This window comes from Demequina ureilytica (genome assembly GCF_048553575.1).
GTDB lineage: Bacteria > Actinomycetota > Actinomycetes > Actinomycetales > Demequinaceae > Demequina.
This window is the reverse complement of record NZ_JBLZIE010000001.1, coordinates 968080-988694: the sequence shown is the minus strand read 5'-3', so window position 1 is coordinate 988694 and position 20615 is coordinate 968080. Positions and strand designations below refer to the sequence as shown.

The window sequence follows — 20615 nt, the reverse complement described above, 5'->3', positions numbered from 1 at the left end:
CCCGTCACGTGCACCGCTGTGTCGGCCGCGGTCGGTGGCCCGAGTGTAGGCGAGCACCGCGACACGGGAGGGTGGACGTGTGGCGTGTTGCACATCGTCGTTCCTGGCAAGCATATGTGCGGGACCTCAGTCGCACGCGCGCATTCGACATGCGTGGAAGGATGGAAGCCGTGTCCACAAGCATCTACATCGCATCCGCCGAGGGCCACACGGGCAAGTCCACGATCGCCCTCGGGATCACGGCCCTGCTCGCGCGCACGGTAGGACGAGTGGGCGTGTTCCGCCCGGTCGCACGCGTCGCGGACGGTTCCGACTACGTGCTCGACCTCCTGCTGGGTCACGACGGCGTCGATCTCACCTACGAGGACAGCGTGGGTGTGACGTACGACGACGTGCACGCCGACCCCGAGAAGGCACTCGCGTCCATCGTCTCGCGTTTCCACGAGGTGGCGAAGAAGTGCGACGCAGTGGTGATCGTCGGCACCGACTACACCGACATCTCCGGTGCGGCGGAGTTCGAGTTCAACGCCCGTATCGCCGCAAACCTCGGCTCTCCAGTCGCTCTCGTGGTGCACGGGCTCGACCGCACTCCCCACGAGATCGCCCAGGTGGTCGAACAGTCACGCGCCGAGCTAGAAGAGCATCACGCGAAGGTCGCAGCCGTCTTCGCGAACCGCTGTAACCTGGAGCAGCTCGACGAGGTGCGCGCGGTGCTGCCCGCAGATGTGGGCGTGAGCGCGCTTCCCGAGGAGCCCGTGCTGGTCGCCCCGTTGCTCTCGGCGCTTGTCGAGGCGGTCGACGGCACTCTCGTGGTCGGCGACGAGTCGATGCTGTCACGCGAGGTGCGCGACGTGATCGTCGGCGCAATGATGCCCGAGCATCTGCTCGAGCGGCTGCGCGAGGGAGCCGTCGTCATCACCCCCGGTGATCGATCCGACGCCCTGCTCGCGCTGCTCGCCGCACACTCCGCGGATGGCTTCCCCGCCCTCGCGGGCATCATCCTCAACGGGGGGTTCGAGTCCTCGACGGCCATCCGCAGACTTGTCGAGGGCCTCGGGTCGTCGCTGCCCATCATCGAGACCGACCTCGGCACCTACGAAACGGCGCGGCGCGCCTGGTCGACCCGTGGGCGCCTCGCGAGGGAGTCGACTCTCAAGGTCGACACGGCACTGTCCATGTTCGAGCGCTACGTCGACTCGTCCGCGCTGATCGACGTCCTCGACGTCGCCCGCACTGACGTCATCACCCCGTTGATGTTCGAGTACGACCTCCTGGACCGCGCGCGAGCTGCCCGCCGGCACATCGTGCTTCCCGAAGGCTCGGACGACCGGATCCTGCGCGCAGCGTCGACCCTGCTGACCCGCGGGGTCGTCGACCTCACGATCCTCGGCACGGAGGCCTCGATCCGCGCGCGAGCGTCGGAGCTCGGCCTGGAGATCGACGATGCCCGCATCGTCTCGACGGACGACGAGGAGCTGGTCAGTCGCTTCGCGGACATCTACGCGGATCTGCGCTCTCACAAGGGAGTCACCGTCGAGCAGGCGCGAGAGATCGTGCAGGACGTGAGTTTCTTCGGCACGATGATGGTGAGCGAGGGTCTCGCGGACGGCATGGTCTCCGGCGCGGCCCACACCACCGCCCACACGATCACCCCTTCGTTCCAAGTGATCAAGACAGCACCCCACGTCTCCATCGTCTCGTCCGTGTTCCTCATGTGCCTGGCCGATCGGGTGCTCGTGTACGGCGACTGCGCCGTCAACCCGGACCCCACTGCGGAGCAGCTGGCCGATATCGCGATCTCCTCGGCCGAGACCGCCCGCCAGTTCCACATTGAGCCTCGGGTGGCAATGCTGTCGTACTCCACGGGTTCCTCGGGCACCGGCTCCGACGTCGACAAGGTCAGGGAGGCTACCCGCATCGTGCGCGAGCGCCGGCCGGACCTGCTGGTCGACGGCCCCATGCAGTACGACGCGGCGGTCGAACCGTCCGTCGCCGCCAAGAAGGCGCCCGACTCTCCGGTCGCGGGGCGCGCCACCGTGCTGGTGTTCCCCGATCTCAACACCGGCAACAACACCTACAAGGCCGTCCAGCGATCCGCCGGCGCGGTCGCGATCGGGCCTGTCCTTCAGGGCCTGCGCAAGCCGGTCAACGACCTGTCCCGCGGCGCTCTCGTCCAGGACATCGTCAACACCGTCGCGATCACGGCGATCCAGGCCCAAGAAATGGACAGCGAGGAGACAGACGCGTGAGCGTGAACTACGAGGGGACCGCGCTGGTCCTCAACTGCGGCTCGAGCTCGGTGAAGTATCAAGTGGTCGACACCACCGTCGAGGAGCCGCTCGCCAGCGGGCTCGTCGAGCGCGTCACAGACCACTCCGAGGCAATTACCCAGATCATCGAGTCGCTCTCGGCATCGGATTCGGCGGTGGACATGGACGCCCTCACCGTCGTGGGGCACCGCGTGGTCCAGGGGGGAGCGGAGTTCTCGGCACCCACCATCATCGACGACGACGTCGAGCGCGAGATCGCGAAGCTGTCGACGCTCGCACCGCTGCACAACCCTCCGAACCTGGCAGGCATCACCGCGGCACGGAAGGTCTTTCCCCAGCTTCCTCACGTGGCGATCTTCGACACCGCCTTCCACTCCACCCTCCCCGAAGCCGCATACACGTATGCCATCGACCGCAGGGTCGCCAAGGAGCATGGCGTGCGTCGCTACGGCTTCCACGGGACGTCGCACAGCTACGTCACGCGCGAGACGGCTCGGCTCATGGACCGCGGCGTCCACGACCTCTCGCTGATCGTGCTGCACCTCGGCAACGGAGCCTCCGCGGCGGCCGTCCAGGGCGGCCGGTCGATCGACACGTCGATGGGCCTCACTCCGCTCGAGGGCCTGGTCATGGGCACGCGCTCAGGAGACATCGATCCCGCCGTGACGCTCCACCTGGCACGCACCGCCGGAATGTCGATCGACGAGGTCGACGCGCTGTTGAACCGCCGTTCCGGCATGCTGGGCCTCACCGGCTACTCGGACATGCGGGATGTCTGGCGCGTCGCCGACGAGGGCTCACATGATGCGCGGCTGGGGCTCGACGTCTACTGCCGTCGGATCCGCGGGTACGTAGGCCAGTACTACGCCCAGCTGGGACACCTCGACGCCGTCGTCTTCACCGCGGGCGTGGGCGAGAACGATGAGGGTGTGCGGCGCGAGTCCCTCGCGGGCCTCGCGGAGCTCGGCATCGAGATCGACCCCGAGCGCAACGCCGGACGCAAAAAGCAGCCGACTCTGATCAGTCGTGATGGCTCTCGTGTCCAGGTGTGGGTCGTGCCCACCAACGAAGAGCGCGAGATCGCGCTGCAGTCCGTCGCTGCGGTGACCTGACACCAGCCCCCCAAGGTCCCGCCTCCGGAGAGGAGTGTGGGCCATCTCACACGTCCATGCACGTGTGCCGTCTTGTCGCTCCCCTAATCTGAGAAGACAGATGCCGGCTCCCGGATGGAGCGCTGAGAAATCGATGTCTGCCTGCACCCGGGGCATCGAGACGGAGGACCCTTGATCGACGTCAGTACGTGGACCGCACACGCGAGCCGCATACCCTCCGATGACTTCCTCGCCGGCCTCGACCGCCGCTGGCGCGAGAGCCTCGCGCACGAGCCCGGCCCTTGCGTCTGGGGCAACTCTCCTCTGCACGCGCTCGTCCTGGCCCACGCGGACCGCGCCACGCACAGGCGTCGGCTGCGCACCGTCTTCGTCGGTCACGGCGAGTGCGAGCGAGGAGGCGAGGGTCACGGCTTCTCGCCCATGTCTGACCTGATCCCGCACGACCGGTACTCGCCCGAGGTCGTCGCGGCGCGGCACACTGGCGTCGAGTCTCCGCTCGCACAGGCGCTGATCACGGCGAAGGGCGACCCCAACTTGACCGCCGTCACCGTCTTCACGGAAGAGCAGTTCACGTCGGTCGACTCCTACGACGAGCACTCGACCTCAAGCCTGCAGCCCGAGAGTCACGGCGTGGTGATCCCGTTCCTCTACGCCTCCGAGGATGAGTCCGAGGACGACGCCTACGAGCGCGAGGACCTGCTGCGCGCGAACGGCTTTGCGAGCTACACAGTCGACGTGACAAGGATCGACAAGGACCCCGTGGGCACGCACCGTGCGCTCGCCGTGGTGCTGGAGGACGTGTTCGACGAGATCGCGCAGCTCAAGGCGGATGCCGCAGCTCTCATCCTCACCCAGGACCCGCTGTGGCCCGTGGTGGTCGTGCGAGCCCCGCGCGCATGGGATCCGCTCGCCACCGCATCAACCGGACGAGGCCGAGGCTTCGCTGCGGCGTAACGCCGCCATCCGCTGACGGGCCGCGGTCGGCAATCCCGGGGCTGGAGCACCGCTGAGCTCGGCGTCCCGCGGGGTCAGCTTGTCCAGCCTCATGGAGCTGCGCGAGGTGCGAGCGGAGAGCGGACGGCGCCAGCGCGACTACCCTTGACGGGTGGCTCATCTCCTCGGCGCTCAAGCGCTTCACGTCGACTTCGGAACGGGTACGGTGCTCGATTCCGTGACCGTGGGCCTTGACGACGGCGATCGAATCGGCATCGTCGGCTCCAACGGCGCTGGCAAGTCCTCCCTCATGAAGATCCTCGCTGGCCGTCTCGAGCCGCACGAAGGCATCGTCACCACCTCGCGGGGCACCCGCATCGGCGTTCTCGACCAGTCCGACCACGTCGACCCACAGATCACGGTCGCGCAGGCGATCGTCGGCGACGCCGACGAGCACGAGTGGGCCTCCGATCCGCGCATTCGCGACGTCATGGCAGGGCTCGTGCCCGACCTTGCGGCCGATGCGGTGGTGGGCGACCTTTCTGGCGGCCAGCAGCGCCGGGTCGCCTTGGCGCACGTGCTCGTCGACGATCACGACGTCGTCTTCCTTGACGAGCCCACGAACCACCTGGACGTCGACGGCGTCGCGTGGCTCGCTGAGCACCTGAGTCGCCGGTGGGCGCGCGGCCGCGGTGCACTGGCGGTGGTCACCCACGACCGGTGGTTCCTCGACGCAGTGACCACTCGCACATGGGAGGTCCACGACGGTGAGGTCGAGGTCTACGAGGGCGGCTACGCCGCATACATTCTTCAGCGCGTCGAGCGCGACCGCATCGCCTCCGCGACCGAGTCCAAGCGCCAGAATCTGCTGCGCAAGGAGCTCGCGTGGCTGCAGCGTGGTGCCCCAGCCCGCACCACCAAGCCCAAGTTCCGCATCGACGCCGCGAACGAGCTGATCGCGGACGTCCCGCCCATCCGCGACTCCATCAAGCTGAACCGCATGGCCGCCTCCCGGTTGGGCAAGGACGTCGTCGAGCTTATCCGCTGCACCGTGCGCTACCCAGCGAACGACGGCAGCGCCGATGCGGACGGCACGGGCGGCGGCGAGGTCGAGGTCCTCACGGAGATCGACTGGAACATCGGCCCCGGCGAGCGCACCGGCATCCTGGGCGAGAACGGAGCGGGCAAGTCGACGCTGTTGAAGCTCATCACGGGCGACCTTGAACCCACCTCGGGCCGGGTCAAGACCGGCTCGACCGTCAAGGTCGCCACTCTCTCGCAGCAGCTCGCGGAACTCGAGGAGCACTCGGGCGAGCGGGTCTCTGCGGTAGTCAAGCGGTTCTCTTCCGTCTCTCTCGCCGATGGCAACGAGATGACGCCCACGCAGCTGCTCGAGCGACTGGGTTTCACGCCTGTGCAGCTGAAGACGCAGGTGGGACGGCTATCCGGGGGCCAGCGCCGACGGTTGCAGCTGCTGCTCGTGCTGCTCACGGAGCCCAACGTGCTGGTGCTCGACGAGCCCACCAACGACCTCGACACCGACATCCTCGCGGCGATGGAGGACCTGCTGGATTCGTGGCCGGGCACCCTCATCGTGGTGAGCCACGACCGTTACCTCATGGAGCGCGTCACCGACCAGCAGTACGCGGTGATCGATGGTGGGCTGCGCCACCTGCCCGGCGGCGTCGACGAGTACGTCGAGCTGTCGCGCGAGCGCCGCGCCAAGACGGGCGGCGTGGGGTCTTTCGGAGGCCAGACCTCGGCGACGGGATCGGGCGGAAGCCCGGCCCCCGCATCGGCCTCCTCCCCCGCTCTCGATGGAGCGGAGAGGCGAGTGCTCGAGAAAGAGCTCGCCGCCGCCGAACGCCGCCTGGGCAAGCTGATGCGCGACACCAAGGATGTGCACGCGAAGATGGCCGATCACGACCAGGCTGACTTCGAGGGGCTCGCGAAGCTCACCGAGAGGCTGCGCAGCAACGCGGTCGAGACGGCCGCGCTCGAGGAGCGGTGGCTCGAGCTGGGCGACCAGCTGGCCGAATAGCGCTGCCCTAGCTTCGCGCCATCGCGCGCATCGCTGGCGCGCTGGCCGCGCCCAGCTCACGCCACCATCCGTATGCCTCGTCGTAGCGCTCGACCAGAGCGGTCGCGGGTTCGATGGTGTCGCCGCTGGTGACGTAGTCGCCGATGCGGTGCCAGCCATCGACCGATGCGTGCGACAGCGCCGCCGCGAAGGCGGCGCCGTATGCCGCCCCTGGGTGGCCGCGCAACGTGCGCAATGGTTCTCCCAGCACGGACGCCAGGATCTGCTTCCACAGCAGCGATGTCGCGCCGCCGTTCGTAACCGAGGCACGCTCCAACGCGATGCCGCGCTCGGCGAAGACGTCCGCGTTGTGGCGGAATCCGAACGCGATCCCCTCGAGGGCACCCCTGAAGATGTCGGCGCGCTCGTGACCGAGGTGCAGGCCCGCGATGACGCCGCGCAGGTCGGGATCGTTGAGCGGGGACTTCTCGCCGAGGAAGTACGGCAGCACCAGCACCTCGGCCGGTCGCCGCGAGGCGGCCAGCGCGTCCATGGCGGCAAGATCGTCAACCTGCACCATGCCCTGTACCCAGCGCACCAGCGAGCCGCTCGCAGCCATGCAGCCATTCGGCAGCCACAGCCCGGGTGCGGCGTGTGTGTCCAGATAGAAGCGCTCGTCCGTCACGGCGTCGCGAGTCACTGCGAGGATGTCCCCGGCGCCCCCGAGCTTGACGAGCCAGTCGCCGGGAGTGGCCAACCCGGCACCCACAGCAGACAGCACGTGGTCCGCGCCGCCGACCACGAGCGCGATGTCCGTCGACAGCCCGGTGCTCTGCGCGGCGTCATCGGACAGCGTGCCCACGACGTCGCCGGCAGTCCTCACCGGGGCGAGGACGCGCTGCGCATCAGCAGCCTGCACCGCTGGCTCGTACATGTCGCCCTCGAGGGTGAACAGTCCCGATTCGATCGCCCAGTTCAACTCGACGTGTGGCTGCGCACCCAGCGACATCAGCACCCAGTCGTAGGAACCGACCACGTGGCGAGTCGCGTCCCACACCTCGGGCTGATGCCAGCTCAGCCATCGCAGAGTCGGGGCGACCGACTGCTGCGTGACGGGCGACCCGGTCCGCAGCAGTGTCGCGACCGGATCGAGCTCGTCCTGGAATGCGCTCACCTCGAGCCTGGCGCGCGCATCGTTCTGAAGTATGGCCCGCCGCAGCGGGGCGCCGGTGGCGTCGACTGCGACCACGGCAGGCACCATGCCGGTGGTCGCGATGGCTCGAATCGAGGCGGGCCCCACCTCGGCCGACAGCTGGGCGACCAGCGTGAGCGCGTGCTCACGCCACTGGTGGGGATCCGCCTCTGCCCACCCGGGCTGATCGCTCCACAGCTGGTTCGGCGCGTGGGCCTGGGCGATGATGCCCCGGTCCGGGTCGAAGACCACTGCCTTCATGCCGGTGGTGCCGATGTCCAGGCCGATGGTGCGGTATCCGCTCATGAGCGCCGTGCCCGCTTCATGAGGGGGTTCGCACTCGCGCCCGCGCGGCGTCGACGAATCGGAAGGCGCGGTCGCGGTCGACCGCGTTCCAGGTGTAGCCGTCCACCTTGAGCGACGACCCCACGATGCAGCCATCGGCGATGGTGAGCATCTGGGCGATCGTCTCGGCACGTGCGCCGGTGTTCAGCAGCACCGGCGCGGCGCCGTCGACCGCGTCGACGACGGCGCGCAGCGTCGAGGCGTCGGGCCCCTCGCCCGCCATGGGGCCGGAGACGAGGATCGCGTCCGCGAGGGACGAGACAACGGTCGAGCGCGCTACCTCCGGCGCCGTGCGGCTTCCGATCGGTGAGGCGAACTCGGGGGTCACGTTCATGAGCACCGCGATGTCGCTCGCATCCAGGCGCCGGCGCTCCCGCAGCACGGCCGCGGCGTCGGTCTGCCACAGCCCCATGTCGGACTCCCACACCCCGGTGACGACCTCGCGTAAGAACGCCGCGCCGGTAGCCACGGCCGCCGCGAGGGCGATTCGGGGGTCCCATAGGAAGTCGACGCCGAACGGGATCGTTGCGGGGCGGCACTCGGTGACGATGCGCGCCATCACTGCGGCCGATTCGGGGCCGGCGTGCAGCTCGTACGGCCGGTCGTTTTCGTTACAGAACATCACCGCGTCGAAGCCCGCGTCGACGAGCACATCGACGTCGCGGTGCACGTGCTCGACCATCCGTTGCACGCCGCCATCGGCGTCGTACAGAGGAGTCCCCGGCAGCGCGGGCACATGCGCCATCGCGATCAGGGGCTTGCCCACGTCCGGGAAGATCGAGGAAAAGCGTGATGCGGTCATGACGGAGCTCCATTCAAGTGATGGTCGCCGTCGGAATCGACGGTGACGACGGTCACGCCGGCCTCACGCGCGGCGTCGAGGGTCGGGTGGGACGATGCGTCGGTCACGATGAGGGCGACGTCGGCCAGATCGGCGACGCACACCAGGAGCACCTGACCGAGCTTGGTCGAGTCTGCGCCCACGATCACGCGGGACGAACGGGAGACCGCGGCGCGCTTCACGCTCGCCTCCTGCGGGTGATACTCCGTGAGCCCGCGGACAGCGTCCACGCCTGCCACGCCCGCCACGTAGGTGTCGCAGTTGTAGCGGGCGATCATCTGCTCCGCGTCGTGGCCGATGATGCTCAGCTCGCCCGCCCGTACCTCACCCCCGAGGAGGATGACGCGGGTATCGGGCTCGTCCGCGAGCGCGGTCGCCACCACGATCGAGGGTGTCAGCACGGTTAGCTCCAACCGGCGCCCCCGCAGCGCATACGCCACGGACGCGACGGTCGATCCGGAGTCGAGGAACACGGTCTCGCCAGGACGCAGGGCATCGGCGATCGCGTGCCCGATGCGCCCCTTGGATCCCACGGCGTGCCCCGCCCGCTCAGGGTAGGGCGGCTCGAAGCCGGTGCCGCTCGCAGCGATGACGCCCCCGAAGATGCGCCGCACGAGGCCCGCCTTCTCCAACGCCTCGACGTCGCGGCGAATCGTCATCTCGGAGACGCCAAAGTCAGTGGCGAGCGTGGCGAACGCCGCCTCGCCCTGCTCGGCCACGATCTGCCCGATGCGCGTGCGCCTGGCGTCGACATCCATCACTGCCCCCTTGCCCCTTGGTTGACGCCGACGGCATCGGCGATCCGTGAGGTCAGGATGTCGTAGTCCGCCTGCTGACGGGACAACGCGCCGGGAACATCGAGCGTCAGCACCCCGCGCTCGGCCATCAGCCACCGGCCCGCCACCATGGTGTGGGTGACGGAGGCACCGCTCGTGCCATAGACGAGAGCGGCCTCAAGCGACTGCGCGCCGACGGGGCCACGGGCGATCTCTTGTGTGGGAACGGCGATCAGGTCCGCGACCGCCCCGGGCATGAGGCTGCCGTCGGACTTGCCTCCGGCGATGGCGCGCTGCCCACCCAATGTCGCGATCTCGAGGATCTCCCGTGGGGTGACCTGGTTGGGAACTTGGGAGGCGAAGGCGGCCAACTTGCCCAGCGTGCGCATCTCCTCGAACAGGTCCGCATTGGTGTTGTTGCACACGTTGTCGGTGCCGAGCGCGACGGTGACACCGTGATCGAGCGCCTCCCGGACTGGGGGCGCACCGACGCCCGACTGCATCGCCACCGAAGGCACCAGCGCCAGCGCCGCGCCCGTGCCGGCCAGCAGGGAGAGGTCCTCCACGCGCAAGGAGGTGCAGTGCGCCAGGATCGTGGGGACGTCGAGCATTCCCATCTCGACCAGCCGCTCGACCGCGCTGCCGCCGCCGTTCTCCGCGCACCACCGGTCCTCCTCGCTGGTCGTGGAGAAGTGGGCGTGAAGGCCCGCGCCAAGGCGCTTCGCGGTGGCCAGCTCCGCCAGCATGGCCTCCGGTTGGTTGTCCACGAAGAAGGCGTGCGGCCCCAGCCACCCCTGCACCACGCCCGAAGCGTCCACGATCGACTCGGCGAACGCCTCAGCGGCGGCGAGCTCTCGCTCGCGGGCGGCGTCGTCGCCGAGCTCGACGATGCCCCATGCAAGCCGGGCACGCAGGCCCGAGTCGACCACGACCGGGGCGATCTCGTCGGCGAAGAAGTACTGGTCCGCGAAGGACGTGATGCCGTGGCGAATGAAGTCGGCGCACGAGACCGCGACCGATGCGGGGACCAGCTCGGGCGTCAGGAACGCCTCACGTGTCCTCAGCACCTGGAGAAAGCCCTCCATGGTAAGCAACGAGGTCCCCTCGGCGACGCCGCGCATCAGGGACATCGGCGTGTGCGCGTGAGCATTCACCAGCCCAGGCATCACCAGCGCGTCGCCGAGGTCGACCACGTGGGGGCCACGGGGCCGGGCGCCCGCGATGGCGCTGACGTCGACGATTACCCCATCGCGTATCTCGACGGCACCGCGGGATAGGACAGTCCCCTCGCCGTCGTTGACCCATACGTGGTCCGCGACGACCGTTCGTGTGCTCGTGTCTCGGGTGATGGCACTCATGCCGCTTCCTCTCCGCCCGCCATGATGCGGCCGATTCGATCTCGGGTGGCCTCGCTCCGGTCGAAGGGGCCCACGAGCCTGCCGTCGTACATCACGGCGATCCGGTCGCTCAGCGCGAGCACCTCATCGAGTTCGGCAGAGACGAGAAGGATGCCGCAGCCCTCGTGTCGCGCTGCGGACAGTGCCGAGTGCACAAACTGGATCGAGCCGACATCAAGCCCACGCGTGGGCTGGTTAGCAATTACTACCCGAGGAGAGGCGTCTAGTTCCCGCCCGATGACAACCTTCTGCAAGTTGCCGCCCGACAGGGAGCGCACGGGATTGGCGGGCGCGCCCCCGCGCACTTCGTAGTTGTCGATGATGCGGCGTGCCAACTGTCGGCGGTTGGCGCGCCGAATTGCACCGCGGCGACTGTACTCGCCGTCCCTGAAGTGGGTGGCGACGGCATTCTCTTCGAGAGTGGCATCGAGATTGAGACCCACGTGCATGCGGTCGGAGGCGATATGCGCTAGCCCGGCTCCTCGCACCGCGGCGGGCGTCTGCTTGGATATGTCCTGGCCACACACCACGATGCGGCCCGCCTCGGGGCGCGTCAGGCCGGCGATCGTGTCGACAAGTTCGTCCTGACCGTTGCCGTCGACACCAGCGATGCCGACCACTTCTCCCGCGCGAAGTTCGAGGTCGACCCCCACGAGCCCGGTACTGCCCTGCACCGATGGTGCCCTACTGACGCCCTGGACGGCGAGCACGACATCACCTGGCGGCTCATCGGCCAGGTCGGTCTCCAACAGGACCTCGCGACCCACCATCATTCGGGCCAGTTCGGCGTTCGACGTCTCACGTGCTCGCACCTCGCCGACAATCCGTCCGCGGCGCATGACCACGATGCGGTCGGCGACCGACTGAACCTCGGGAAGCTTGTGCGAGATGAATACAACAGACCGGCCCTGCGCGGCGATGGTCCGCACCATGCCGATCAGCTCCTCAGCCTCCGCTGGCGTGAGGACCGCCGTCGGCTCATCGAGAATCAGCAATTGGGCGTCGGCTGCGAGCGCCTTGAGGATCTCCACCCGCTGCTGTGCTCCGACGGGAAGGTCCCTGACGGGTGACCTGGCGTCGAGTCGCATGCCGGAGTCGTCAATGAGCTGCTGGACGCGTCGGACAGCGCTCGCATCGTCATAGAAACCCCGGTGCCGGGGCTCGCGCCCCAGCAGCACGTTCTGCGCAACCGTGAAGCCTGGGACAAGCGCGAAATGCTGCTGGACCATGCCTAGCCCCGCGTCGATCGCGTCCTGCTGGCTACGAATCGTGACCGGTGCGCCGTCGACCAACACCTCGCCTGCATCGGCGTCGTGCACGCCAAAGAGCAGGTGCATCAGCGTGGATTTGCCGGTGCCGTTCTCCCCGATGAGCGCGACGACCTCGCCAGGTGCCACCTCAAGCGAGACGTCCGCGACGGCGAGCACGCCGGAGGCGGCGAAGTACTTCCGCATCCCCCGAAGCTCGAGCCGGGGCGTATCGCTTGAGGTGGCTGACATGGTGTGTCTCCCGTTCCTAGCCGGCCGTTTAGCCCGAGACGCCGAGTTCGGCGCAGATTTCGCTGGACGCGTCGTTCAAGGCGTCGCACACCTCGAGCTCGCCGCTGACGATGTCATCCTGCAGCGACGTGATCTCTTGCATCAGGTCGGGGACCTGCGATGCCATCGCCTCTGGTCCCTCATCTGCGAACGTCGTCGAGCCATCGAGCCAGCTCAAGCCGGAGAATCCTTCGCCAATGCCCGCCTGCACGAATCCGGGCGTGAACGCGTCGTTCATAGCGGACTCGATGAGCGCATACGTGGTGACGTCCACGCGCTTCATGACAGAGGCGATCACGGTGCCGGGAGCGTCGTCGTCCTGGTTGAGGTCGACGCCAATCGCGAAGTTTCCGGTCTCTTCGGCCGCCGTGAAGACCCCCTGACCGGATAGCCCCGCGACGGCGAACACGATGTCGGTACCGCCCTGGAACAGCCCCAGCGCGGCTTCTTGGCCGACAGCGGGGTCTCCGAACTCGCCATTCAGGTACGTAGGAGTGACCTCACACTCAGGACATGCATCGAGCACCCCCTGCCGGTACCCGTAGTAGAACTGGTTGAGGCCGGGATTGTCGATTCCGAGTACGGCACCTACTTCGCCAGTCTCGGTGAGGCTTCCGGCCGCATACCCACCTAGATAGCTCGCGTCCTGCATGTTGATCGAGTAGGCCTGGACGTTGTCCGGCAGCTCGCCTACGTGAATGTCGCTGGGCACGCCGAACAGCTGGTCCGGGTTCTCTTCGGCCACCGCGAGCAGAGATTCCGTGTCGAGCCCCGGCGCGAGGATGATGTCAGGCCGCGTCGCGACAGTCGAACGCAACACGCTCTCCTGCTGCGACACTGACTCGGCCTCGACCACCGCACCGGTGACACCGAGTTCGGACTCGGCTCGTTCGGCGCCGGCGATCGCGGTATCAATGAATGAGCCGTCGCCTGCCGCACCGGGCGTCACGAGGGCATAGGTGAAGTCGGCAGGTGTGCCTTCTTCAGAGGGGCTGGACTCTGGTGTAGCGGAACTGCTGGCACAGCCGGCGACAAACGCGAGCGCAGCTGCGCCAGCGAGGGTGGTGATCAGTGGGCGTGACGTTCTCATGGTTGTTCTCCTTGTCGGGTGGGCGCCGGCGGGGCCGGCTCGGAATTTCCCTCCGCTGGTTGGGTTGGAGGTCTGGTGCGCCACCGGATGCGGCTCGAGTGACGCCAGAGGTGGAGAAGCGATTGGCGTGAGGTAGTGCGTACGCCCACGAGGATCAGCGCCACTAGGGCCGCGCCTTGAGGGATGAACTGGGTGACGCTGCCGGGGACGCCGAACTCTTGGAGTCGGATCGACGCGGCAGCGGCAAAGCCGAACACCATTGCCGCCGGCGCGATGTAGGCCGCCATATTGACCGCGAGCAGCGCCGCTGTGATACCGATCCACCCGCGGTCGGAGCTCATATTTCGCGTGAACAGTCCCAGGTCGCCCACCGACAGGTAGGCGCCTTCCAGTCCCGCAATCGCGCCCGCCGCCAGGAGCGTCCGCAACTGCGTGCGCTTGACGTTGATGCCTGCGCTCGCCGCCGCAGCCGGGGCGTCTCCCACGGCGACAACGTGGCGGCCCGCGCGCGTCCGTAGGAACAGCACGACCGCTAGCGCCACCAGGAAGGCGCCGTACACCAACACGTTCATGCCGCCGAGCATGCGGCCCAATAAGGGCAGGCTGGAAAGAACTGGGATCTCCACCGCCCCGAGCGTCTCAATGTCTGGGTTGTAGGTGCCCACCCCGTCGAGGAACGCCCTCATGAAGAAGACCGTCGCTTGTAGCAGCAGCATGTTGAGGCCAATGGCGAGCACCACCAGGTCGACGCCGAGGCGGTCCGCCATCGCCATGACGAAACCGATGAGCGACCCGAATGCTGCCGCGGCGACGACGCCGACCACTACGTTGCCCGTAGCCGCCGTCACCAGGATGGCGACGAAAGCCCCACCCAGCACTTTTGCCTCGATGGCGAGGTTGAGTATCCCTACGCGCGCCGAGAGCAATGAGGCGATCGCCGCGAAGAGGATGGGCGTTGTCAGGCGCAGGCCGGAATTCATGAAGTCTGCCCACCAGCTCATGGCTGTGCCTCCGTTCGGGTGGCGCGTGGCTTCCCGTTGTCAGATGGCGCACGGTCGGGTGTGCCGACGCCGGACGACGAGCCATCCGGTGGCTCGCTGCGCGGAGACACGCCCGCGACAAGTGCTTCGGCTCTACCCTCGTCGATGAGCTGATTCGCTCTTCGTCTGTCCCGCCATCGTTCGATTCGCGTCAGCAGCGGGTGCTGCGCGGCGACAAACACGATCATGAGCGCCAACACCGTCGAGCCGATCTCGCGAGGCACGCTCAGCTGAATCTGCAGGCCGTTGACTGCTCCCACGGTGATCCCCGCATAGAGGGTGCCGACGATCCCGGCGCCAATCGCGCTGACGCCGCCCAGGATCGCAGCAGTCAGACCGGTGAACCCGGTGCCATCGCTGAAGCCTTCGATGACCCGGTAGTTGACGCCGAGCACTTGGACGCCGCCGCCCAGACCCGCCAATGCACCGCCGATCAGCCCTGCACGCAGCACCGCCTTCTTGGAGGACATCCCGACATAGTGTGCGAACAGCGGAGCCTCGCCGCTCATGCGCTGCTCGTAGCCCGCGGGAGTGCGGTTGAGATGGAACCACACGGCGCCGCACGCGATGATCGCGAGCACGAAACCGAGACCGAACTTGGTGGAGGTATCCCAAACGGGAAGCCTGGCACTCTCTGCGATCGACGGGGTGTAACCGACGCTGGAGGCCTCGGCGCGCAGAGGATAGTTGACAAGGAAGTTCAGCAGCAAGCCAGCCATGGTATTGAGCACGATGGTGACAATGAGCTCGTTCACGCCCAGGAAGATGCGGAGAACGGCGGGGATCAATCCCCACAGTGCGCCGGCGGTAGCCGATGCTATGAGGGCAAGGATCGGGTGAATGCCGCCTGGAGCGTTCACCCACGCGCCCACCACTGCTGCGGCGAGCCCACCGAGCGCGTACTGACCCTCCTGTCCGATGGAGAACAACCCTGCTCGCAATACCACTACGGCGCCCAGCGCACAGAAGATGATGGGGGCGGCGAGGCTGAGGGTCGAGCCGAGGTTGCAATATTCAGTTGTGCAACTGAAACCCGCGTCGACGACTGTGCGTGCGGCGGCCCAGGGAGACTCTCCGAGTGCAGCAACCCCGATGGCACCCACGAGCAGCGCCGCGATCGTGGCGAGCATAGGCATGCCGACGCGGCGGGCTGCTCTCGCGAGATGCTCTCGGCTCAGGTGGAACATGTGAAGGATTCTCACAGTCCCGTGTTGCGGATTCACGCACTGCGCGTTACTGGCGTGTAAATCTTCGACGGCCGCCCACGAGAGCCCGGCGTCAGCGTGTCAGTAGGTCAATCAACTCCTGCGCAGCGCCTCCCGCAACTTCATCCGCCCGCCGGTGTTCAGCACGGCCCCGGCGTACACCCGGCCCGCGAGCCACGTCAGCGCCGGGATCGTGATGAGGCACAGGCCCACCGCCAGCAGGATCTCCCACGTCTCGATCGCACCGAACGCGGAGCGCATGGGCACCAGGAACGGCGCGAAGAACGGCACCTGGGTCAGGACCGTCGTGACCGTGCCGTCGGCACTGCTGGGCACCAGGTAGATGGCCAGATAGAGCGGCACCATCAGCAACAGAATCATCGGCGTCGAGATCGATCCGATGTCCTCCTGGCGGGAGACGAGCGCGGCAAGCCCCCCGAACAGGATCGTGAACAGCGCGAAGCCCAGCACGAACCACACTCCGAAGTTCACGAGCAGCTGGCCCACTCCGAGCTCGAGCTGGTCGAGGAACTCCAAGTACCAGGCCGCGAAGAGCAGGGGGATGACCATCGCCGCCGCCTGGGCCAGCGAGTAGAGCCCCACGCCCAGAATCTTGCCGCCCAACAGGGTGGAAGGCCGGACGGTCGCAAGCAGGATCTCCACCACGCGCGAGGACTTCTCCTCGACCACGCCCATCATGATCACGGATGCACTCTGAACGAGCACGAAGAACAGCACGAAGACCACCGCGAGCCCCGAGAAGAACGCGCCCGGCTCGAATCCGCCGTCATCGTCGCCCAGGGTAGTCACCGTTGGCGTGGCCTGCGCGAGCGCCTGGCTCACAGCGTCGGGGTCGCCTCCGAGATCCGTCACCTGCGCGTCAAGCGCCGCAGCCTGGGTCGCCGCAGTCAACACCGCCTCCAGCGACTCCTGCATGCTCTCCACGAAGAGCTCGGGAGACTCGGGCGGCCCCACGATGAGCCCCACGGCCTCATCCGTCACCTGCGGCTCGGCCGGCGCTTCGACGGCGTCGAACACCGCATCGAAGTCCTGAGCCGCGGCCGCAGCCTCGAGGTGCGGGATCAGCTCGCTCGCGGTCGCGGAGTCCACCTCGACCACGTCGGGCCCGTCGTCGCCACCCACGATGAAGGGCTTGAGGATCAGCGCGGCCGCCACGACTACCACGAGTATCAGGCCGGACGAGATCAGGTTCGCCTTGGACAGGGTTCGGGTGCGGAACTCGCGCTTGGCGATCAGCCACAACATGCTCACGCCGCCTCCTCTGGGGCACTCACGACATCGCGGAACAGGTCGGTCAGGGTGGGGCGTACTGGCGAGAACTCCGTCACGGTGCCGGCCTGGACGGCGGAGGCGAGCACGGCCTGAGCAGCCTCCGCCGACTCGGCCTCGACCAGCCAGCGACCCGGTGCAAGCTCGCTGACCTTCGCTCCTGGCGGCACGACCGGCGATCCGCTGCCGGGGGAGAGCCCGAGCGTCCATTGGCTCGTGTCGGTGGACCGCAGGTCGTCGATAGCGCCGGAGGCCACCATGCTTCCGCGCGCGACGATTCCCACGCGATCGCTGAGCTTCTCCACGAGCTCGAGCTGATGCGACGAGAAGATCACGGGCACGCCCTGGTCGGCCTGACCCCGCAGCACGTCGCTCATGACGTCCACGGCCACCGGGTCGAGGCCCGAGAACGGCTCGTCGAGCACGAGGATCTCTGGCTCATGCACCAGGGCCGAGGCCAGCTGGACGCGCTGCTGGTTGCCCAACGACAGCTTGTCAACCTCGTCGCCGCGGCGCTCGTCGACCCCGAGCACCTGCGTCCAGTGCTCCATCGCGGCGGTGGCGCGTTCACGACCGAGGCCATGGAGGCGCGCCAGGTAGACGAGCTGGTCGCCGACCTTCATCCGGGGATAGAGTCCGCGCTCCTCGGGCATGTAGCCGATGCGCCGGCGCACTGCAGCATCGACCGTCTTGCCCTGCCACCTCACCTCACCGGCATCGGACCTCAACACCCCGAGGATGATGCGCATCGCGGTGGTCTTGCCCGCCCCATTGGAGCCCACGAAACCGAAGATCTCACCAGCGGGCACATCGAAGGAGACCTCGTTCAGCGCCCGCAGCGGGCCGTAGTACTTGGAGAGGGAATCGATCTCCAGTGCGCTCACTCGTGCTCCTCGGCTGGTGTGGCGGGGCGGGTTCCACCATAAACGAGAACGATCATGCGAGCAGGCTGACAGGTGAACGTCGCGCGATGTAGGACCTTTGACCGCGCGCAGCGCGCTCGCCGATGCAATGCTGGAGACATCAGTCACCCACACGGAGGCCCCATCATGACTCATCACGCCTGGCACGCCCGGACCAACGAGGAAGCATCGCCTGAGGAGATCGGCGCGATCGACCGCTGGTGGAGGGCCACCAACTACCTGAGCGTGGGGCAGATCTACCTGCTCGACAACCCGCTGCTGCGGCAACCCCTGCACCGCGACCACGTCAAGCCGCGCCTGGTGGGCCACTGGGGCACCACCCCGGGGCTGAACTTCCTCTACGCGCACCTGAACCGCATGATCAAGGCGCGCCAGCAACCGACCATGTACATCATCGGTCCGGGTCACGGCGGGCCCGGACTGGTTGCCTCAAGCTTCCTCGACGGCACCTACACGGAGACCTACCCCGACATCTCGTACGACGAGGCCGGCGTCAAGCGTCTCTTCAAGCAGTTCTCGTTCCCGGGCGGGATCCCCTCCCACGTAGCCCCCGAGACCCCTGGCTCGATCCACGAGGGAGGAGAGCTCGGCTACGCGCTGAGCCACGCCTACGGGGCGGCGTTCGACAACCCGGACCTGCTGGTCGCAGCGATCGTGGGAGACGGCGAGGCCGAGACCGGCCCGCTGGCCACGAGCTGGCACTCGAACAAGTTCATCAACCCCGCCTCCGATGGCGTGGTACTGCCGATCCTGCACCTCAACGGCTACAAGATCGCGAACCCCACGGTGCTCGCCCGCATCGGAGAGGACGAACTGGACGCGCTGATGCGTGGCTACGGCCACAAGCCACACGTGTTCACTGCTGGCTTCGACGACGAGTCGCACGAGTCGATCCACGCGCGCTTCGCCGCGATCCTCGACAACGTCATGGACGAGATCGCTGCCATCAAGGCCGAGGCTGCGGACAACCCGGACATGGACCGCCCGATGTGGCCCATGATCGTGTTCCGCACTCCCAAGGGCTGGACGTGCCCCGATTCGATCGATGGCCAGAAGACCGAGGGCTCGTGGCGCTCGCACCAGGTGCCGCTGTCCAATGCGCGGGATACCGATGCGCACCTGAGCACCCTCGAGAGCTGGCTTCAGTCGTACGGCCCAGACGAGCTCTTCGGCGAGACGGGGGCCCCGCTGCCGGAGACCTGCGAGATCGCGCCGGAGGGTGAGCTGCGCATGTCCGCGTCGCCCCACGCGAATGGAGGCTTGCTGCTCAGAGACCTGAAGATGCCCGACTTCCGCGACTTCGGGGTCGACGTGCCCACCCCGGGGTCAGGCCCGGCCGAGGCCACCAAGCAGCTCGGCCTGTTCCTCAAGTCGGTGATCGAGAACAACCCAGACAACTTCCGCATCTTCGCTCCGGACGAGCTCGCCTCGAACCGCCTGCAGTCGGTGCTCGAGGTCACGGACAAGGTGTGGAACGGTCGGCGCGAGGACGACGACGGTGCCAACACCGCGTCCTCAGGACGGGTGATCGAGATGCTCTCCGAGCATCAGTGCCAGGGCTGGCTCGAGGGCTACACGCTCACCGGCCGGCACGGCCTGTTCACCTCGTACGAGGCGTTCATCCACATCATCGACTCGATGTTCAACCAGCACGCGAAGTGGTTGAAGACGGCGAACGAGCTGCCGTGGCGACGGCCCATCGGTTCGCTGAACTACCTGCTGTCGAGCCACGTGTGGCGCCAGGACCACAACGGGTTCTCGCACCAGGATCCGGGGTTCATCGATCACGTGATCAACAAGAAGGCCGAGGTAGTCCGCGTCTACCTGCCCGCAGATGCGAACACGCTGCTCAGCACCTACGACCACTGCTTGCGTTCGCGCGACTACGTCAACGTGGTCATCGCGGGCAAGCAGCCTCAGGCCCAGTGGCTGACCATGGACCAAGCGATCGACCACTGCACGCGTGGACTCGGCATCTGGGAGTTCGCCTCCAACGTGCCTGTCGGCGAGGAGCCAGATGTGGTGATGGCCGCCGCTGGCGACGTGCCCACCATCGAGATCCTCGCGGCGATCGACATCATCCGGCGTGAGCTCCCCGAGCTGAAGGTGCGCATGATCAACGTGGTCGATCTGATGCGCCTGCAGCCGGAGGAGGAGCACCCGCACGGCATGACGGACCGGGCCTTCGATCAGCTGTTCACCACCGACAAGCCGGTGATCTTCAACTACCACGGCTACCCGTGGCTGATCCACCGCCTCACGTACCGCCGCACGGGTCACGCGAACCTGCACGTGCGCGGCTACAAGGAGGAGGGCACCACGACCACGCCCTTCGACATGGCGATGATGAACGACATCGACCGTTATCACCTGGTGATGGACGTCATCGACCGCGTGCCGGGTCTCGGCACCCGGGCGGCGTCGTTGCGCCAGGACCTGTTCGATCGCCGTCTCGCTGCCCGTCGGTACGCACGCGAGCACGGCGCGGACCTGCCCCAGGTAGCGAACTGGACCTGGCCGGATGCTGACGAGGAGAGCAAGAAGGCCATGGCCGCCGCCGACTCGACCGGTGGCGACAACGAGATGGACTAGCGGTTCCCGCACGATCTGCTTGATCCGCGCATCGGCCGGTGCCCTCTGGCG

15 protein-coding genes are annotated in these 20615 nt (G+C 67.4%); 5 read left to right on the top strand and 10 right to left on the bottom strand.

What is annotated here, in order from left to right; all coding sequences use genetic code 11:
• Positions 1-161: 161 nt before the first annotated feature.
• From pta to ACNI3K_RS04525, 4 genes are all read left to right on the top strand, one after another.
• Positions 162-2249: a phosphate acetyltransferase gene (gene pta, locus ACNI3K_RS04540; RefSeq protein WP_419390657.1), complete on the top strand. Its 2088-nt coding sequence runs from the start codon at positions 162-164 to the stop codon at positions 2247-2249.
• Positions 2246-3382 (top strand): acetate kinase, encoded by a 1137-nt coding sequence (locus ACNI3K_RS04535; protein WP_419390656.1) that lies wholly within the window; start codon positions 2246-2248, stop codon positions 3380-3382. Before pta ends, ACNI3K_RS04535 begins: the two co-directional genes overlap by 4 nt.
• A 171-nt stretch (positions 3383-3553) precedes the next feature.
• Positions 3554-4336 carry a phosphoketolase family protein gene (locus ACNI3K_RS04530; RefSeq protein ID WP_419390655.1) on the top strand — a complete coding sequence of 261 codons (783 nt, stop codon included), beginning with the start codon at positions 3554-3556 and terminating at the stop codon, positions 4334-4336.
• A gap of 151 nt (positions 4337-4487) precedes the next feature.
• Complete coding sequence (locus tag ACNI3K_RS04525) at positions 4488-6356, top strand: ABC-F family ATP-binding cassette domain-containing protein (protein ID WP_419390654.1); 1869 nt, start codon at positions 4488-4490, stop codon at positions 6354-6356.
• 7 nt (positions 6357-6363) lie between these two features.
• On the opposite strand, the gene ACNI3K_RS04520 is transcribed toward ACNI3K_RS04525, so the two are convergent.
• The 10 genes from ACNI3K_RS04520 to ACNI3K_RS04475 form a co-directional block, all read right to left on the bottom strand.
• Positions 6364-7833: an FGGY family carbohydrate kinase gene (locus ACNI3K_RS04520; RefSeq protein ID WP_419390653.1), complete on the bottom strand. Its 1470-nt coding sequence runs from the start codon at positions 7831-7833 to the stop codon at positions 6364-6366.
• A 16-nt stretch (positions 7834-7849) separates the two neighbouring features.
• On the bottom strand, positions 7850-8674 hold the full coding sequence (locus tag ACNI3K_RS04515; RefSeq protein ID WP_419390652.1) for a BtpA/SgcQ family protein: 825 nt from the start codon (positions 8672-8674) through the stop codon (positions 7850-7852).
• The gene (locus ACNI3K_RS04510) at positions 8671-9471 is read right to left on the bottom strand and encodes a DeoR/GlpR family DNA-binding transcription regulator (RefSeq protein ID WP_419390651.1); all 801 of its coding nucleotides are present in this window, start codon (positions 9469-9471) and stop codon (positions 8671-8673) included. The genes ACNI3K_RS04515 and ACNI3K_RS04510 overlap by 4 nt, the downstream gene beginning before the upstream one ends.
• Positions 9471-10847 (bottom strand): amidohydrolase family protein, encoded by a 1377-nt coding sequence (locus ACNI3K_RS04505; protein WP_419390650.1) that lies wholly within the window; start codon positions 10845-10847, stop codon positions 9471-9473. Before ACNI3K_RS04505 ends, ACNI3K_RS04510 begins: the two co-directional genes overlap by 1 nt.
• Positions 10844-12385 carry an ABC transporter ATP-binding protein gene (locus tag ACNI3K_RS04500; protein ID WP_419390649.1) on the bottom strand — a complete coding sequence of 514 codons (1542 nt, stop codon included), beginning with the start codon at positions 12383-12385 and terminating at the stop codon, positions 10844-10846. Before ACNI3K_RS04500 ends, ACNI3K_RS04505 begins: the two co-directional genes overlap by 4 nt.
• A 28-nt stretch (positions 12386-12413) precedes the next feature.
• Positions 12414-13514: a BMP family ABC transporter substrate-binding protein gene (locus ACNI3K_RS04495; RefSeq protein WP_419390648.1), complete on the bottom strand. Its 1101-nt coding sequence runs from the start codon at positions 13512-13514 to the stop codon at positions 12414-12416.
• A complete protein-coding gene (locus tag ACNI3K_RS04490) occupies positions 13511-14515 on the bottom strand; it encodes an ABC transporter permease (protein ID WP_419390647.1) in 1005 nt (334 codons plus the stop codon). Before ACNI3K_RS04490 ends, ACNI3K_RS04495 begins: the two co-directional genes overlap by 4 nt.
• The gene (locus ACNI3K_RS04485) at positions 14512-15741 is read right to left on the bottom strand and encodes an ABC transporter permease (protein ID WP_419390646.1); all 1230 of its coding nucleotides are present in this window, start codon (positions 15739-15741) and stop codon (positions 14512-14514) included. The genes ACNI3K_RS04490 and ACNI3K_RS04485 overlap by 4 nt, the downstream gene beginning before the upstream one ends.
• 111 nt (positions 15742-15852) lie before the next feature.
• Positions 15853-17025, bottom strand: coding sequence for an ABC transporter permease (locus ACNI3K_RS04480; protein WP_419391100.1), 1173 nt, complete (start codon positions 17023-17025; stop codon positions 15853-15855).
• Positions 17026-17027: 2 nt separating this feature from the next.
• Positions 17028-17933: an ABC transporter ATP-binding protein gene (locus ACNI3K_RS04475; RefSeq protein WP_419390645.1), complete on the bottom strand. Its 906-nt coding sequence runs from the start codon at positions 17931-17933 to the stop codon at positions 17028-17030.
• A gap of 165 nt (positions 17934-18098) precedes the next feature.
• Between ACNI3K_RS04475 and ACNI3K_RS04470 the strand changes: the two genes are divergently transcribed.
• Positions 18099-20564 (top strand): phosphoketolase family protein, encoded by a 2466-nt coding sequence (locus tag ACNI3K_RS04470; RefSeq protein WP_419390644.1) that lies wholly within the window; start codon positions 18099-18101, stop codon positions 20562-20564.
• Positions 20565-20615 lie beyond the last annotated feature (51 nt).